Source organism: Mesorhizobium sp. B3-1-7 (genome assembly GCF_006439385.1).
Lineage (GTDB): Bacteria > Pseudomonadota > Alphaproteobacteria > Rhizobiales > Rhizobiaceae > Mesorhizobium.
Map to the genome: position 1 here is coordinate 14,948 of NZ_VFTL01000022.1, position 14,813 is coordinate 29,760.

Consider the following 14,813-nt stretch of genomic DNA (forward strand, 5'->3'; position numbering starts at 1 on the left):
GAGGCCGACGTCAACGCCGAAGCCCGAAACCAGGTCTTTCAAGCCAATTCCAGGACAAGTCCGAGCGGTTTTCCGACGGGAATTGCATCAGGACAAGGAATAGTGCGTATCACCATTCCGTGAAGCGGTGACCGCTCCAGGAAACGGTAGCCGTGCGCCGAGGCTTGCTTTAAAAGCGTGCTTCCACCCATCCACGAGGCTGACGATGGCAATGAGAGCCGACGACCTGATCGACCGCCGCCGCTTGCGCCGCAAGCTGACGTTCTGGCGCGTCGCCGCGTTTCTGGTTCTGGCGGCAGCAATTATCGCCTTCTCGGCCTGGGTCTATGACGACAATTTTACCGGCCGGGCAGTGCCTCATATCGCCAAGGTCAAGATTGAAGGCACCATCACCGAAGACGAGGAACTGCTCAAAAGGCTGGAAGCTATCCGCACGTCGCCGGAGGTGAAGGGCGTCATCCTCTCGATCGATTCGCCCGGGGGCACCACGGTCGGCGGAGAGTCGATCTTCGAGCAGGTGCGCAAGCTTGCCGGCGACAAGCCGGTGGTGGCCGAAGTCGGCACGCTGGCGGCATCCGCCGGCTATATGATCGCCAGCGCCGCCGACCACATCGTCGCCCGCAAGACCTCCATCGTCGGCTCTATCGGGGTGCTGATCCAGTATCCGGACGTCAGCGGCCTCATGGATAAGCTCGGCATCAAGCTTGAGGAAGTGAAATCGTCGCCGCTCAAGGCTTCGCCCTCGCCCTTCAAGCCGACCAATGACGACGAGCGCGCCATGGTGCGCAAGCTGATCCTCGACAGTTACGACTGGTTCGTCGGCATCGTCGCCGACCGCCGCAAGATGACGCATGATCAGGCGCTGGCGCTGGCCGACGGCTCGATCTTCACCGGCCGCCAGGCTTTGGCCAACCATCTGGTCGACGCCGTCGGCGGCGAGCAGGAGGCGATCGACTGGCTGGCGACAAAGGGCGTGGACGGCAAGCTCAAGGTCGTCGAGTGGAAGGACAAGGACAGGCGCGGCGGTTTCCTGTTTTCCCAGTCGATGGCAAAAATGGCGGCCAAGGCCCTCGGCCTGCCCGATGCCGGCGGCGATGTCATTCACGAGCTCGGTGCCGACCGCTTGTTTCTTGACGGTCTCGTTTCGGTCTGGCACCCTTGAGGGCCGTTGGTACCAGCCAAAAAAGCAATAAAATCATCCTGATAATCGATCGCTGTGGTTTTACGGGGAACGTTGTATGATCAAATCCGAGCTTGTGCAGATCATTGCTGCACGCAACCCGCACCTTTTTCTGCGCGATGTCGAAAACATCGTCGGCGCGATCTTTGACGAGATCACCGATGCGCTTGCCGAGGGCAACCGGGTCGAATTGCGCGGTTTCGGCGCCTTTTCGGTGAAAAACCGTCCCGCCCGCACCGGCCGTAACCCGCGCACCGGCGAATCCGTCGAAGTCGAGGAAAAGTGGGTGCCGTTCTTCAAGACCGGCAAGGAGTTGCGCGAAAGGCTGAACGGCGGCAAATAGGCGCCGCGCCGGCGGGTTGAAACGGGATCTTGGCGCAAAGCCGCTTCACCATGGAGATCTGATGTTCAATCGCTTCATCCTCGTCGTGGTCTTCGTGCCGCTGGCAATCATCCTGATCGCGCTCGCCGTCGCCAACCGCGGCGCCGTCGCCTTCACGGTCGACCCATTCCATCCCGGCAACCCGGCGCTGACGCTGAGCCTGCCGCTTTTCATCCTCCTGTTCCTGGCTTTGGCCATCGGCATGGTCGTTGGCAGCCTGGCCACCTGGGTGAAGCAGGGTCGCTACCGCAAGCTCGCGCGCCAGCGCGGCCTCGAGGCGGAGAACCTGCGCCAGGCGGTGAGCCGCGCGCCCGTGGCGCCCAACGGACCGGCGCTGCCCAAAGCGAACTAACTAACGCCTCACGGAGCTTCCGATGCTGACCATTTCGGCCGCCGAGGTCGACCGCGCGCTGACCTTTCCGGGCCTTGTCGAGACATTGCGCAGCGCCTTCCGCGAAGGCGCCGTGCAGCCGGTTCGCCATCATCATGACGTGGCGCGCCCGGATGGCGCCGCCTCGACCCTGCTTTTGATGCCAGCCTGGACCGACTTCAACGCCGCCGGCACCTCGGCGGGAGGCCATATCGGCGTCAAGATCGTCACCGTGTCGCCGGACAACAACACAAAAGGCAAGCCGGCGGTGATGGGCCTCTACCTTTTGCTGGACGGCGTCACCGGAGAGCCGCAGGCGTTGATCGACGGCCAGCGGCTGACCCAGTGGCGCACGACCTGCGCCTCGGCGCTCGCGGCCTCCTATCTCGCCCGCAAGGACGCCTCGCGGCTTCTGGTGATCGGCGCCGGCGCGCTGTCGCCCTTCCTTGCCAAGGCGCATTCGGCGGTCCGGCCGATCACATCCATCCGCATCTGGAACCGCACGCCGGCCAATGCCGAAAAGGTGGCAGCCGCCTTGCGCGCCGAAGGCCTTCCGGCGAGTGCCGCCGGCGATCTCGACGCCGAGCTTGCCGAGGCCGACATCGTCGCCTCGGCGACGATCTCGAACACGCCGCTGGTCAAGGGCGCGCTGCTGAAACCGGGCGCCCATGTCGATCTCGTCGGCGGCTTCACGCCCGATATGCGCGAGGCCGATGACGACGCCATTTCCCGCGCCCGCGTCTATGTCGACACCCGCGCCGGCGCCACCAAGGAGGCCGGCGACATCGTCCAGCCGCTGGCCTCGGGCGTGCTGAAGCCGGAAGCGATCGTCGCCGATCTGCACGAACTCGCGCGCGGCGAGAAACAGGGCCGGCAAGACGACAGCGAGATCACGCTGTTCAAGTCGGTTGGCGCGGCGCTTGAGGATCTCGCCGCCGGCATCGCCGTCTACAAGGCGCTCAAGTAGCCGCTAATGCATGTCGCGCAAAAGTGACCTCGGTTTTGCGACAACGGCATGCATCAAGCAACGACCTAGGTCAGGTTGGCCCCCATCGCTTCGCCGATCAGCCGGAAATCGCGTTCGCTGATCTCGAACAGGCCGAAGCGCAACTGGTAGCCCCAGTTCGGCTTGCCCGCCGTAAAATCGAGCCTGCCGAGCAACGGCTTGATCGGCGCTTCCTTGGCCTCGCGCCAGTCGACGTCGCGCCGCGCAGGCGTGAACCCGCCGCCCATGACGCCCTCATAGACTTCCCCTTGCCGCACCGTGCCTATCGCCGTGAAAGAATGCAGCCCGTCCTTCTCGCCGAGCACGGTGCTCGGCGAGTAGTAGACGATGCCGTCGCCCGGCTTGATACGGCGCAACGGGGCCGCCTTGCCGTGATTGACCTGCATGAAGCCATCTTTGCGGCCGATCCGCACGTGCTCGGCCGATGCGACGGCAACCCAGAAGGCGCTCATCCTTGCGCTCCCTCGAACGGCCAGTAGACGCGCAGACGATGATTGTCCGGATCGAGCGCGACGAAAGTACGGCCGAAATCGAGATCGGTTGGGGCCTGCAGCACGTTGAGGCCTCTGCCAGTCCAATCCGCGTAAGTGGCATCGACCGCCGCCGCGTTCTCGACGGCAAGCACAAGCTCGCCACCACCGCCTGTGGCCGTCGCAGCCGGCTCCACCGTGTGGCGTGACCAGAGGCCGAGCTTGAAACCCTTGTCGAGCACGAACATCGCGAAGGTCGGCGAGGATTCGACCGGCTCGCGTCCAAGCAACGAGGCGTAGAACGCACCGCTCCTTTCCGGGCTGTCGACATAGAGGATGACGAAATTCGGCGTGGTCATGTCTGATCTCCAAAGTGTCTGAACCTTTCGAACCATACGTTGGCCTGCTGTCAGATTCTGGCAGCATCGATCAGCCGGAATCGTCTTTCGCTCCATTCTGGCCCGGCGCATCGAGCGTCGCCCGCCATTCTTTCAGCATCGCCTGGCGGCGGCGCGGATAGCGGATGTCGGTCGCTGTCAGGTCGGATATCCGGTCGGCGCGGAAATGCCGGAAATCCTGGCGCGTCTCGCACCACGCCGCCATCACCCGCACCTTGTCGAAGAAGCCGAGCGCGAATGGCCAGACCACGCGCTTCGACGTCGAACCGCCGGCATCGCGATAAAGGAAACCGAGCTTGCGCTCCTCGCGGATCGCCTGCCGCACGACACCGAGGTCGATCGTGTCGACGCTTTCCGATCGCGGTCCGACAAGCAGCGTTGTTGCGTCGAGGTCCTCGCGCAAATCATCCGGCAGCACTGCCGCGATCTTTGCCAGCGCATCGGCCGCGGCGGCGGCCAACCTTCTATCCGGCTGCTTCGCCACCCAGCGCGACCCGAGCACGATCGCCTCGATCTCCTCATCGCTGAACATCAAAGGCGGCAGCATGAAGCCGGGCTTCAGCACATAGCCAAGCCCGGCCTCGCCTTCGATCGGCGCGCCCTGCCCCTGCAGCGTCGCGATATCGCGATAGAGCGTGCGGATCGAGACGCCCATCTCGTCCGCAAGCATGCGGCCACTCACCGGCCGGCGGTGGCGGCGCAGGATCTGGACGAGGTCGAGCAGGCGGGCTGAACGGGACATGATTGCCTAACCGGTGTGCTGGACAATAGGGCTGGCCCGCACATCACGGCAAGCACACCGATGCCACGGAACGCCTGCGTCCCGCTCCCGTTGTCTCCGCAATGGAGATGCGCGGATTCCTGCTGTTCTGGTCGGTGCTGACCGCTTTCGTCGCGGCGCTCAGCCTTGGGCCCTCCTTTGCCCATGTGCTGGAATCGCTGCCCAGGTTGACCAGATGGTCGCCGGCGCTCTGGCGTGAGGCGACGGTCTTCAACGCGCAGTTCCAGCTCTTTGCCGCGATCGGAGCGCCGTTGGACGTCGTGGCGATCCTCTGTCCGGCGCTGCTTGCCTGGATGCTGCGTCGAGACCCGCTTGCCTTCCGATTCGTGCTCGTCGCCGCATTGCTTTATGCGGTCTCGCTGGCGCTTTGGTTCGGCCTCGTCAAACCGGCAAATGCTATCCTCGCGACCTGGACGCCAGGGCCAATTCCAGAGAACTTCGAGGCCGTCCGGCTCCGTTGGGAGACCGGCCACATGGCGGTGACCGTGGCGAAGGCGCTTGGCTTCATTTCGCTTTGTTTCGGCCTGCTCGGTGTCCGGCAAGGCTGATGACCCCACCATTGAACACCATTGAATGAGCCGCGCTTTGTTGCGCCGGTGGGCTGAGCTGTGGCAGAAGCGGGCCGAACCGCCGGAGATGATCTTTCTTGAAATCTTTTCGCGACAAACGCCGCGATGGCCGCCCGCATCCCGCAAGGGCGGAACAGCCCCGCCCGCGTGATGCGTCCCCGGCCGGACGGCAGCAGGCCGCACCCGCCGAGCGACGTGAAACGAGACCGGCGGACCGGCAGGACGCCAAACCGGCGCCGCGCGTGCTCGCGCGCCGCGAGGGCGTGCTGCCCGCCGAGCGCCTGCCATTGATCCTCGAAGTCGCGCCCAATGCCGATTACGCGCTGCTGGACAGCGGCGCCGGCGAGAAGCTCGAGCAATACGGCCCCTACCGCATCGTGCGTCCCGAAGGCCAGGCGATCTGGCAGCGGGCCCTTCCGGCGAAGGAATGGCAGCGCGCCGACGCCATCTTCACCGGCGACACCGATGAGGAAGGCATCGGCCGCTGGCGCTTTCCGAAGGCGCCGCTTGGCGAAACCTGGCCGATGAAGCATGACGGCATCGACTATCTCGGCCGTTTCACCTCGTTTCGTCACGTCGGCGTCTTTCCGGAACAGGCTTCGCATTGGGACCATATGGCGGGGCTGATCGCGGCGGCGAAGCGTCCGGTCAAGGTGCTGAACCTGTTCGGCTATACCGGTCTTGCCTCGCTGGTGGCGGCCCGCGCCGGCGCCGAGGTCACCCATGTCGATGCCTCGAAGAAGGCGATCGGCTGGGCGCGCGAGAACCAGGAAATGGCCGGCCTTGCCGACAAGCCGATCCGCTGGATCGTCGAGGACGCGGTGAAGTTCGCGGAGCGCGAGGAGCGCCGCGGCAGCCGCTACGACATCGTGCTGTTCGACCCGCCGGCCTATGGCCGCGGTCCCAAGGGCGAGGTCTGGCAATTGTTCGAGGACCTGCCGGGCCTCACCGACCTCTGCCGCTCGATCCTGACGCCGAAGCCGCTCGCCGTCGTTCTCACCGCCTATTCGATCCGCGCCTCCTTCTTCGCCATCCATGCGCTGATGCGCGATACCTTCGCCGGCATGGGCGGCACGATCGAATCCGGCGAACTGATCATTCGCGAGAAATCGGCCGGCCGCGTGCTGTCGACCTCGCTGTTCTCGCGCTGGGTGGCTTGAATGACGGCACATGACGGCGCGCGCCCTGTCGGGCAGGTCAAGGAAGTCACCAGCCTTGCCAATCCCCTGGTCAAGGACATCAAGGCGCTGGCGCTCAAGAAATTCCGCGACCAGCAGAACGCCTTCATGGCCGAGGGCCTGAAGCTGGTCATCGACGCGCTGGACCTCGGCTGGTCGATCAGGACCTTGGTCTTCGCCAAGGCCGGACGCGGCAACGCGGCCGTCGAAAAGACCGCCGCGCGGACCGTTGCCGCCGGCGGCACGGTGCTCGAAGTCTCGGAAAAGGTGCTCGCGGCCATCACCCGCCGTGAAAACCCGCAAATGGTGGTCGGTGTCTTTGCGCAGCAGACCGTGCCGCTGAAGGACATCCGCGCCAGGGACGGCGACGTCTGGGTGGCGCTCGACCGGGTGCGCGACCCGGGCAATCTCGGCACCGTGATCCGCACCGTCGACGCCGTCGGCGCCAAGGGCGTCATCCTGGTCGGCGACACCACCGACCCGTTCTCGCTGGAGACGGTGCGCGCCACCATGGGCTCGATCTTCGCCGTGCCGGTCGCCAGGGCGACCGAGCAGGCCTTCCTTGCCTGGCGGCGCGATTTTTCCGGCCTGGTCGCCGGAACGCACCTCAAGGGCGCGGTCGACTATCGCTCCGTCGATTTCTCCAGGGGGCCGGTCTTGCTGCTGATGGGCAACGAGCAGCAGGGCCTGCCGGACAGCCTCGCCGAAAGCTGCGACCGGCTGCTCAGAATCCCCCAGGCAGGCCGGGCCGATTCGCTCAATCTGGCGGTCGCCACCGGCGTGATGTTGTTCGAGATCCGGCGCGGCGCGTTGAAGCTCGAGCCTGCTAACGACAGCCGATGAGGACTGCTAAGTGAAATCCTGGTCCCCTTACGTCGTGCTGGTCGTCATCGCCATTGCGCTCGACCAGTGGATCAAGCAACTGGTCGAGAACGGTCTCGCCTTTCAGGACAAGGTCGATCTCCTGCCGTTCCTGGCGCTGTTCCGCACCTACAACACCGGCATCGCCTTCTCGATGTTCCAGTCCTTCGGCGATACCGGCCTGGTGGTCATCGCCGTGCTGGTCGTCGCCTTCGTGCTCTACCTCGCCGCGCGCACGCCTGCCGGTCATGTCGTCGCCCGCATCGGCTTTGCGCTCATCATCGGCGGCGCGCTCGGCAATCTCATCGACCGCGCCGTCTACGGCCACGTCATCGACTACATCCTGTTCCACACACCCGTCTGGTCCTTCGCGGTGTTCAATCTCGCCGATGCCTTCATCTCGGTCGGCGCCGCGCTTGTCGTCTTCGACGAGCTGATCGGCTGGGGCCGCGAGGCCAAGCCGCAGGATCCGGGCAATTGACCTCACGCGGTTGAAACCGCAGACTTCTCAACAGCCAGAACCGAGGAGAGAAAAATGTCGGATACCTTCAAAGCCATCCTCGTTTCGCGCGATGCGGAGAAGAAGCAGTCCGTCGATGTCGTCGACCTCACCGAGGCCGACCTGATGGAAGGCGATGTCACCGTCGCCGTCGAGGCGACGACCGTGAACTACAAGGACGGGCTCGCCATCACCGGCAAGGCGCCGGTCGTGCGCCGCTGGCCGCTGGTTCCAGGCATCGATTTCGCCGGCACCGTGATCTCCTCCTCGCATGCCGACTGGCGCAAGGGTGACAAGGTGATCCTCAACGGCTGGGGCGTCGGCGAGACGCATTACGGCGCCTATGCCGGCCGCGCGCGCGTCAAGGGCGACTGGCTGGTGCCGTTGCCCGAGGGCATGAGCGCGCATGATGCGATGGCCGTCGGCACGGCGGGCTACACGGCAATGCTCTCCGTCATGGCGCTGGAGCGGCACGGCATCGTGCCGGACCGCGGCCCGGTGGTGGTGACGGGCGCCGCCGGCGGCGTCGGCTCGGTCGCCATCTCGATCCTGTCGAGCCTCGGCTACCATGTCATCGCCTCGACCGGCCGCAACGCCGAGAGCCCCTATCTGATCGACCTCGGCGCGGCCGAGGTGATCTCGCGCGAGGAGCTCAGCCAGCCGGCGAAGCCGCTCGCCAAGGAGCGCTGGGCAGGCGGCGTCGACTCGGTCGGCAGCCATACCTTGGCCAATGCGCTGTCGATGACCTCCTACGGCGGCGCGATCGCCGCTTGCGGTCTGGCCGGCGGCATGGACCTGCCGGGAAGCGTCGCGCCCTTCATCCTGCGTGGCGTCTCGCTGCTGGGCATCGATTCGGTGATGGCGCCGAAGGCGGTCCGCCTGGAGGCATGGCGCCGCATCGGCACCGATCTCGACTTGAAGAAGCTGTCGACATTGTCGCGCACGATCGGTTTCGACGGCATTGTCGCCGCCGCGCGCGACATCGTCGAAGGCAAGATAAGGGGCCGCGTCGTCGTCGATATGTAGCTGGAAATGGCGGTTTCGCCCGCGCATGCGGTGGTTAGAATCCGCGCAATCGCTAAAATTCGAACGATCCGTCCCAGTCTTCCATAATTTCTATCTGGCATGATCTGCGCATGGTCGCGGACTCCGACATCAGACAGGACAGCAAAGCCGCGGGCGCTGACAGGCTCATACCCAATGCGCCGAAGCGGCGGGTGCTCGTCGCGCCGCCGCTGGCTCCTGAATTGCCCGCGGCGAGCCACGAAGGCTTGCCGTTCCTGACGATCGTCGCCATCGCCGTCATGGCGGGACTGGCGCATCTTACCGGCGCGCCGCTCATCATCACAATCGGCCTTGCCGCCGCCGCGCTTGCCGGCCTTGCCATGCATCTGCGCAGCCGTCGCGACGAGCGGCGCACCGCAGCGCTTCTCGACGAGACCGCCGCCCGCAGCCGCGCCGAGATCGAGACGCTCGCCGATCGCATGTGGGAGATGCAGGAGAGCGAGGAACGCTTCCGCGGCCTGATCGACGCGCTTGGCGACCTCGTCGTCCACCGTGATCGCGACGGCCATATCGTTTACGCCAACAGCGTCTTCGCCTCGCTTGTCGAGGTCGAGGCGCGCGATCTTGCCGGCAAGACCTTGTCCGAGCTTGGCATCGATGTCGGCATCGTTCCCGACGCCGCCTTCTCCGATCATGAATGCCTGAGTTCCACCGATGTCGCGATCCGCACCCCGAACGGGCCGCGCTGGTTCTCCTGGATCGAATTGTCGGTGCGCGACAAGGACACGGGCGCGGTCTCGCACCGCGCGATCGCCCGCGACATCACAGCCCGCAAGCGCGCCGAATCCTCACTGATCACCGCGCGCGAACGGGCCGAATATGCCAGCCTGGCCAAATCGCGCTTCCTGGCCACCGTCAGCCATGAGATTCGCACGCCGATGAACGGCATCATGGGCATGGCGAAGCTGCTTGCCGATACCGACCTCTCGCCCGAGCAGCGCACCTATGTCGGCGCCGTTTCCACTTCGGCCAGCGCGCTGCTCGCGCTCATCGAGGACCTGCTCGACTATTCCAAGATCGAGGCGGGCCGCTTCGAGCCCGAGCCGCAGCCGACCTCCCTGCGCGAGATCGCCGACAACATCATCGAGCTTCTGGCCGCGAAGGCCTTCGCCAAGAACATCGGCCTCGGCTGCCATGTCGAGCCCGACGTGCCGCAGATGATCACCGCCGATCCCGGCCGCGTGCGCCAGGTGCTGCTCAACCTCATCGGCAATGCGGTGAAGTTCACCGACGCGGGCGGCGTGCTGCTCACCGTGGCGCGCGCCCGCACCGAAACCACGGACCGCATCTGCTTCACCGTCGCCGACAGCGGCCCGGGCCTGCGCGAAGAGGACATGGAGCGCATCTTCGAGGAATTCGAGCAGTCCGACGGCACCTCGACCAGGGTGCATGGCGGCGCGGGTCTCGGTCTTGCCATCTCGAAGCGGCTGGCGACGGCGATGGGCGGCGCGATCTCGGTTTCGAGCCGGCTCGGCGAAGGGTCCGAATTCGTCCTCGAGCTTCCGGCAGTCGCCGCGACCGAGCCGCCGCCGCATCGCCACAACATCCTTGCCGACCGGCGGGCGGTGATCGTGTCGAAAAACGCCATCGAGGCCGATGCCATCGCCCGCACGATCAGGGCCCATGGCGGCATCGTCGAGATCGCGACGACACCAAGCCAGGCCGCCCCCTTCGCCGCCGGCTGCAACGTGCTCCTGATCGACGCCGCGCTCGAAAACAGCGACGGCAGGTTGCTCAAGCGGTTGCGCGACTCGGGCTTCGCCGACTGCGAGGCCGTCACCCTGATCGCGCCGACGGATCGCGGCATGCTCGGCGAATTCCGCGCCAGCGGCTACGCCACCTTCCTCGCCAGGCCGGTGCGCGGCGAGACCCTGCTGCGGGTGCTGTTGACCAGCCATGGCTCCACGCTCGCCCAGCCGCGGCCGGAGCCGCGCGGGGCGCCCTCGGTGCGCAAGCGCGACCAGGGCCTGTCGGTGCTGATCGCGGAAGACAATGACATCAACGCCATGCTCGCCCGTGCCACGCTGTTGAAGGCCGGGCATCGCGTCAAGGTCGTCGGCAACGGCAAGGCCGCGGTCGATGCCATTACCGATGCCGGCCTCAAGTTCCGCTTCGATGTGGTGCTGATGGACCTGCATATGCCTGTCATGGACGGGCTGGACGCGATCGCCGCCATCCGCCGTCATGAAGAGTCGCTGGCAATGCCGCCGATCCCGATCATGGTGCTTTCGGCCGACAGCCAGGAAAAGACCCGGCATGCCGTGCTCGCCCATGGCGCCAGCGGTTTCGTGACCAAGCCGCTCGACCCGGACGCGCTTGTCCAGGCAGTCGAGGGCCAGGTTGCCGCCTGAGGAAATTTTTAACCCTTGAACGCCTTGGCTTGCCTGGCTTTCGCGATCACAAGATAGCCGGTTGAGGGTATTGCCCAGCCGACAAAGTATTGCCCGCCACGTCGTATCACGGTACTGTCACAATCCTGTTGCACCTACACCGTATCCCCGTGCCAAGAGGGATGGCTCGAAGGAGAATCACTCGTGCATACAGTCGTGCCTGAATGTGACACTCGGCCGAATGCCGGCGGCGCCCTGCTCGCCGCCCGTACCGCCGACGCCGTCGCAAGCGGTGCTCCGCTGGGCCGCATCGGCAATCTCGAAGTGCGGCTCGCCCGCAACGAGGCCGAAATCGCCGCCGCCCAGGAAGTGCGCTATCGGGTATTCTACGACGAGCTTGGCGCCAGGAAAGACCTGTTCCAGGCGCAGGACCGGCGCGACGCCGACCGTTTCGACCCGCTCTGCGATCACCTTCTTGTGTCCGATACCTCCCTTCCCGGTCCTGAGCATCGCCGCATCGTCGGCACCTACCGCTTGCTGCGGCAGGAGATCGCCACGGCCGCCGGCGGCTTCTATTCCGAAGGCGAATTTGAGCTCACCAAGCTGATCGCGCGGCATCCCGGCCAGCGCTTCCTCGAGCTCGGCCGTTCCTGCGTTCTGCCGGAATACCGCTCAAAGCGCACCATCGAGGCGCTCTGGCAAGGCATCTGGGCCTATATCAACCATTACGGCATCGGCGTGATGACGGGCTGCGCCTCCTTCCATGGCATCGTGCCGGCGGCGCATGCCGAGGCGCTGACCTATCTCGCCCATCATTGCCGCACCGATTCCGCGTGGGATGTCCGCGCGGTTCCGGGACGCTACTGCTCCATGGACCTGATGCCGATCGAGGCGGTGAACACCAAGGCGGCGATCGCCGCCATGCCGCCGCTGGTCAAGGGCTATCTGCGCGTCGGCGCCCGCATCGGCGACGGCTGCGTCATCGACCACGAATTCTCGACCGTCGACGTCTTCGTCGTCATGCCGGTCAAGGAGATCGGCGCCCGCTACGTCAACTACTATGGCGGCGAAGGCCAGCGCTTCGCGGCGTGATTCTAGTGAGTAGTGGTGGGCACCATCACTCGAGCTTTGTCATTATTGACTACTCACTAACCCCTACTCCCTCACGGAATGTCCTCCGGCCTTCGCCCCGGCCGGCTCTTATAGGCCGGAAACGACCAGCCGAATTTAAGCGCGCCGCCGCGCACCATGAATGCGCCTGCGAAGCCGAGCACGCTGGACACCAGCGCAGGCAGGCCGGCAAGATCGCCAAGGGTGAAGATGGTGGCGCCGGCAAGGGCGGCCGTGACATAGATCTCGGGCCTGAGCAGAACCGAGGGCTCGCCGGCTAGCAGGTCGCGCAAGATGCCGCCGAAGGTCGCCGTCAGCACGCCCGTGATGACCGACACGACGGGCGAGCCGGTGATCGCCAGCCCCTTGGCCGCGCCCATCACCGAAAAAGCGGCAAGTCCGATGGCATCGAGCCACAGCAGCAATTTGTAGCGGGATTCGAACCGGTGGGCGCTGAAGAAGACCAGCACCGCGACCACGGCGCAGATCAGCACATAGCCGCTGTTGGCGACCCAGAACACCGGCAGGTTGAGGATGACGTCGCGCAGCGTCCCGCCGCCGATGCCGGTGACGCTGGCCAGGAACAGGAAGCCGATGATGTCGAGCTCTTTGCGCGACGCGGCAAGCGCGCCCGTCGCCGCGAAGACGGCGACGCCGGCATAGTCGAGCAACGCGATGGGGTTCATGGCTGAGCGAGTAGTGAGTAGCGAATAGTGAGTAGGGAAATAGCACGAAGCCGCGGATAAATATCAGCCCCTGCTCACCACTCCCTATTCGCTACTCACTATCAAGCATCCTTCTCGGCCTGCTCGTTCACCGGACCCGGCTCGACCTTGGCCTCGGCGGCCGTCTTCGGGCCGCCCTTGGCGACACCGACCATCGCCGGCCGCAGCACGCGCTCGCCGATCGAATAGCCCGGCTGCACCACCTGGACGACGGTACCGGCCGGAACCTCCGGATTGGGCACCTCGAATATCGCCTGGTGGAAGTTCGGATCGAACTTCTCGCCTTCGGGCGCGAGTTTCTTCACGCCATGGCGTTCCAGCGCCGAAAGCATGGCGCGCTCGGTGAGGTCGACGCCCTCGATCAGCGCCTTGAAACCGGCGTCGCCGCCAGCCTTCGCCTCGGCGGGGATCGCATCCAGCGCGCGGCGCAGATTGTCGGACACCGACAGCATGTCGCGCGCGAAATTGGCGACGGCGTAGGCGCGCGCGTCCTGCACGTCGCGCGCGGTGCGCCGCCGCAAATTCTCCATTTCGGCCGCCGTGCGCAGCGCGCGATCCTTCAGTTCCTCGTTTTCCTTCAGCAGCCGCACCAGCGCTTCGTAGTCGCCGTCGACGCCACCTTCCGCACGCTCGCCGGAAGCCTGGGTGGCTTCCATATCTTCGGGCGTGCGTTCGTCTTTTGCCTGGTCGCTCATCGCGTTTCCCGTCATTCGGATTGGTCTGGATTTGCGCCCGATATCGAGGTTTGGAAGCGAAAAATCAAGGGGTAAGCGCTGGCGTCCAATGTCGGGCTGTCATTCCAAATTAATTCAAATTTTACCGTACCACGCGGCTTTGCTTGCCCTCAAATGCCGTTGCGGGAACCATAAGCGGGCTGGAGGAGTTTCGAAGCCAACACAGGATTTTGGGGCTATGAACGGCAACAAAGGCAACAGGCGCGCCGAATTGGCCAACGATATCAGGCGGCAGGCGGGCAGCGAAGCGACCAAGCGCTTTCTGCGCACCTTGCCCGCATTTCGCCTGGAAAAGGAAGTGCCCCGGCAACTGAGCGACCTGCTTGACCGCCTCAGCGGCGCAGAGGCTGAGAATGCAGGCGGCGGGCGGCGTCGGTAGCCGCGCGCCGCGACTGACGATTCAGGCCGCCTTCCGGTCGTCACGCATCAGCGCTTCGCCATGGCGGATCTCGGTGCCGAGCACTTTCAGGCATTCCCGCATGAAGGCGGCAAGGCCCGGCCAGCCCTTGGCTGAGACCAGATTGCCGTCGACATGCGCGCCGGTCGGCGCGACATCGATATAGATGCCGCCGGCAAGCGTCACTTCCGGCTCGCAATAATGCAGCGCCGCCACTTCCTTGCCGCGCACCACGCCATCGACCGCGATCAGGATCTGCGCGCCATGGCAGATGGTGAAGATCGGCTTGCCGGTCTCATGGAAATGCCTGACCAGCGCCTGCACGCGCTTGTCGATGCGGATATATTCCGGCCCGCGCCCGCCCGCCGCGTAGACCGCGTCGTAGTCGGCCGGGTTCACCTCGGCGAAGGTCTTGTTGAGGATGTAGTCGTGGCCGAGTTTTTCGGTATAGGTCTGGTGGCCCTCGAAGTCGTGCAATGAGGTCTTGAGCACGTCGCCGGCCTTCTTGTCCGGGCACACGACATGGACGGTGTGGCCGACCGCGTGCATGGCCTGTTCGAAGACGAAAATCTCGTATTCCTCGCTGAACTCGCCAACGAGCATCAATATCTTCTTGCCTGCCATGCCGTTTCCTCCCTTAGCTGACTATTTATTTCGTAGCACGAAATAATGACCCTATCCTAGGGGCAAGATAACGGGAGGGGAAGTCAAAATCGCACAAGTGGTCTGACCAGATGAATTTGATTGCACCTGCCGGC

General features: G+C 65.0%; 18 protein-coding genes. 12 read left to right on the forward strand and 6 right to left on the reverse strand.

The features are described 5' to 3' along the window. The first annotated feature begins 205 nt into the window (after positions 1 to 205). The 4 genes from sppA (at position 206) to FJ417_RS18885 (ending at position 2,899) form a co-directional block, all read left to right on the forward strand. On the forward strand, positions 206 to 1,162 hold the full coding sequence (gene sppA, locus FJ417_RS18870) for a signal peptide peptidase SppA (protein WP_140784517.1): 957 nt from the start codon (positions 206 to 208) through the stop codon (positions 1,160 to 1,162). A 76-nt stretch (positions 1,163 to 1,238) separates the two neighbouring features. After that, on the forward strand, positions 1,239 to 1,523 hold the full coding sequence (locus FJ417_RS18875) for an integration host factor subunit beta (protein ID WP_027165368.1): 285 nt from the start codon (positions 1,239 to 1,241) through the stop codon (positions 1,521 to 1,523). A gap of 61 nt (positions 1,524 to 1,584) precedes the next feature. After that, positions 1,585 to 1,914, forward strand: coding sequence for a lipopolysaccharide assembly protein LapA domain-containing protein (locus FJ417_RS18880; RefSeq protein WP_140784518.1), 330 nt, complete (start codon positions 1,585 to 1,587; stop codon positions 1,912 to 1,914). 22 nt (positions 1,915 to 1,936) lie between these two features. After that, entirely contained in the window at positions 1,937 to 2,899 is a 963-nt protein-coding gene (locus FJ417_RS18885) for an ornithine cyclodeaminase family protein (protein ID WP_140784519.1), read from the forward strand. Positions 2,900 to 2,964: 65 nt separating this feature from the next. Here the strand turns inward: FJ417_RS18885 and FJ417_RS18890 are convergent, their stop codons facing one another. The 3 genes from FJ417_RS18890 to FJ417_RS18900 form a co-directional block, all read right to left on the reverse strand. Beyond that, positions 2,965 to 3,390, reverse strand: a complete 426-nt coding sequence (locus FJ417_RS18890; protein ID WP_140784520.1) for an EVE domain-containing protein — start codon at positions 3,388 to 3,390, stop codon at positions 2,965 to 2,967. Then, positions 3,387 to 3,767 (reverse strand): VOC family protein, encoded by a 381-nt coding sequence (locus tag FJ417_RS18895; RefSeq protein ID WP_140784521.1) that lies wholly within the window; start codon positions 3,765 to 3,767, stop codon positions 3,387 to 3,389. Before FJ417_RS18895 ends, FJ417_RS18890 begins: the two co-directional genes overlap by 4 nt. A 70-nt stretch (positions 3,768 to 3,837) precedes the next feature. Continuing rightward, positions 3,838 to 4,548, reverse strand: a complete 711-nt coding sequence (locus FJ417_RS18900) for a YafY family protein (RefSeq protein ID WP_140784522.1) — start codon at positions 4,546 to 4,548, stop codon at positions 3,838 to 3,840. Between the two features lie 101 nt (positions 4,549 to 4,649). On the opposite strand from FJ417_RS18900, the gene FJ417_RS18905 reads away from it, so the two are divergent. The 7 genes from FJ417_RS18905 (at position 4,650) to FJ417_RS18935 (ending at position 12,181) form a co-directional block, all read left to right on the forward strand. Next, positions 4,650 to 5,135, forward strand: coding sequence for a DUF1772 domain-containing protein (locus FJ417_RS18905; protein ID WP_140784523.1), 486 nt, complete (start codon positions 4,650 to 4,652; stop codon positions 5,133 to 5,135). A gap of 98 nt (positions 5,136 to 5,233) precedes the next feature. After that, positions 5,234 to 6,316: a class I SAM-dependent rRNA methyltransferase gene (locus tag FJ417_RS18910; protein ID WP_140784524.1), complete on the forward strand. Its 1,083-nt coding sequence runs from the start codon at positions 5,234 to 5,236 to the stop codon at positions 6,314 to 6,316. After that, entirely contained in the window at positions 6,317 to 7,177 is an 861-nt protein-coding gene (locus FJ417_RS18915) for an RNA methyltransferase (RefSeq protein WP_140784525.1), read from the forward strand. A 10-nt stretch (positions 7,178 to 7,187) separates the two neighbouring features. Continuing rightward, the gene (gene lspA, locus FJ417_RS18920) at positions 7,188 to 7,676 is read left to right on the forward strand and encodes a signal peptidase II (protein ID WP_140784526.1); all 489 of its coding nucleotides are present in this window, start codon (positions 7,188 to 7,190) and stop codon (positions 7,674 to 7,676) included. 54 nt (positions 7,677 to 7,730) lie between these two features. Continuing rightward, positions 7,731 to 8,720 carry an MDR family oxidoreductase gene (locus FJ417_RS18925; protein ID WP_140644575.1) on the forward strand — a complete coding sequence of 330 codons (990 nt, stop codon included), beginning with the start codon at positions 7,731 to 7,733 and terminating at the stop codon, positions 8,718 to 8,720. A gap of 110 nt (positions 8,721 to 8,830) precedes the next feature. Next, positions 8,831 to 11,110 (forward strand): PAS domain-containing hybrid sensor histidine kinase/response regulator, encoded by a 2,280-nt coding sequence (locus FJ417_RS18930; RefSeq protein WP_140784527.1) that lies wholly within the window; start codon positions 8,831 to 8,833, stop codon positions 11,108 to 11,110. Between the two features lie 183 nt (positions 11,111 to 11,293). After that, positions 11,294 to 12,181, forward strand: coding sequence for a GNAT family N-acetyltransferase (locus tag FJ417_RS18935; RefSeq protein ID WP_140644577.1), 888 nt, complete (start codon positions 11,294 to 11,296; stop codon positions 12,179 to 12,181). Between the two features lie 71 nt (positions 12,182 to 12,252). Here FJ417_RS18935 and FJ417_RS18940 read toward each other — a convergent pair whose 3' ends face one another. Both FJ417_RS18940 and grpE read right to left on the reverse strand, forming a co-directional pair. Further along, positions 12,253 to 12,885: a trimeric intracellular cation channel family protein gene (locus FJ417_RS18940; protein ID WP_140644578.1), complete on the reverse strand. Its 633-nt coding sequence runs from the start codon at positions 12,883 to 12,885 to the stop codon at positions 12,253 to 12,255. A gap of 101 nt (positions 12,886 to 12,986) precedes the next feature. Next, positions 12,987 to 13,619 (reverse strand): nucleotide exchange factor GrpE, encoded by a 633-nt coding sequence (gene grpE / locus FJ417_RS18945; protein WP_140644579.1) that lies wholly within the window; start codon positions 13,617 to 13,619, stop codon positions 12,987 to 12,989. Between the two features lie 217 nt (positions 13,620 to 13,836). On the opposite strand from grpE, the gene FJ417_RS18950 reads away from it, so the two are divergent. Next, positions 13,837 to 14,037, forward strand: a complete 201-nt coding sequence (locus tag FJ417_RS18950; protein WP_140644580.1) for a hypothetical protein — start codon at positions 13,837 to 13,839, stop codon at positions 14,035 to 14,037. Positions 14,038 to 14,058: 21 nt separating this feature from the next. Here FJ417_RS18950 and FJ417_RS18955 read toward each other — a convergent pair whose 3' ends face one another. After that, entirely contained in the window at positions 14,059 to 14,679 is a 621-nt protein-coding gene (locus FJ417_RS18955) for a DJ-1/PfpI family protein (protein WP_140644581.1), read from the reverse strand. Positions 14,680 to 14,813: the final 134 nt, after the last annotated feature.

What these genes read in the sequence shown, in the direction of transcription:
- FJ417_RS18875 (WP_027165368.1), top strand. Translation starts at nt 1,239, where the DNA reads ATGATCAAATCCGAGCTTGTGCAGATCATTGCTGCACGCAACCCGCAC.
- FJ417_RS18880 (WP_140784518.1), top strand. Translation starts at nt 1,585, where the DNA reads ATGTTCAATCGCTTCATCCTCGTCGTGGTCTTCGTGCCGCTGGCAATC.
- FJ417_RS18885 (WP_140784519.1), top strand. Translation starts at nt 1,937, where the DNA reads ATGCTGACCATTTCGGCCGCCGAGGTCGACCGCGCGCTGACCTTTCCG.
- FJ417_RS18895 (WP_140784521.1), bottom strand. Translation starts at nt 3,767, where the DNA reads ATGACCACGCCGAATTTCGTCATCCTCTATGTCGACAGCCCGGAAAGG.
- FJ417_RS18900 (WP_140784522.1), bottom strand. Translation starts at nt 4,548, where the DNA reads ATGTCCCGTTCAGCCCGCCTGCTCGACCTCGTCCAGATCCTGCGCCGC.
- FJ417_RS18915 (WP_140784525.1), top strand. Translation starts at nt 6,317, where the DNA reads ATGACGGCACATGACGGCGCGCGCCCTGTCGGGCAGGTCAAGGAAGTC.
- grpE (WP_140644579.1), bottom strand. Translation starts at nt 13,619, where the DNA reads ATGAGCGACCAGGCAAAAGACGAACGCACGCCCGAAGATATGGAAGCC.
- FJ417_RS18940 (WP_140644578.1), bottom strand. Translation starts at nt 12,885, where the DNA reads ATGAACCCCATCGCGTTGCTCGACTATGCCGGCGTCGCCGTCTTCGCG.
- sppA (WP_140784517.1), top strand. Translation starts at nt 206, where the DNA reads ATGGCAATGAGAGCCGACGACCTGATCGACCGCCGCCGCTTGCGCCGC.
- FJ417_RS18925 (WP_140644575.1), top strand. Translation starts at nt 7,731, where the DNA reads ATGTCGGATACCTTCAAAGCCATCCTCGTTTCGCGCGATGCGGAGAAG.
- FJ417_RS18950 (WP_140644580.1), top strand. Translation starts at nt 13,837, where the DNA reads ATGAACGGCAACAAAGGCAACAGGCGCGCCGAATTGGCCAACGATATC.
- FJ417_RS18890 (WP_140784520.1), bottom strand. Translation starts at nt 3,390, where the DNA reads ATGAGCGCCTTCTGGGTTGCCGTCGCATCGGCCGAGCACGTGCGGATC.
- FJ417_RS18930 (WP_140784527.1), top strand. Translation starts at nt 8,831, where the DNA reads ATGGTCGCGGACTCCGACATCAGACAGGACAGCAAAGCCGCGGGCGCT.
- FJ417_RS18955 (WP_140644581.1), bottom strand. Translation starts at nt 14,679, where the DNA reads ATGGCAGGCAAGAAGATATTGATGCTCGTTGGCGAGTTCAGCGAGGAA.
- FJ417_RS18905 (WP_140784523.1), top strand. Translation starts at nt 4,650, where the DNA reads ATGGAGATGCGCGGATTCCTGCTGTTCTGGTCGGTGCTGACCGCTTTC.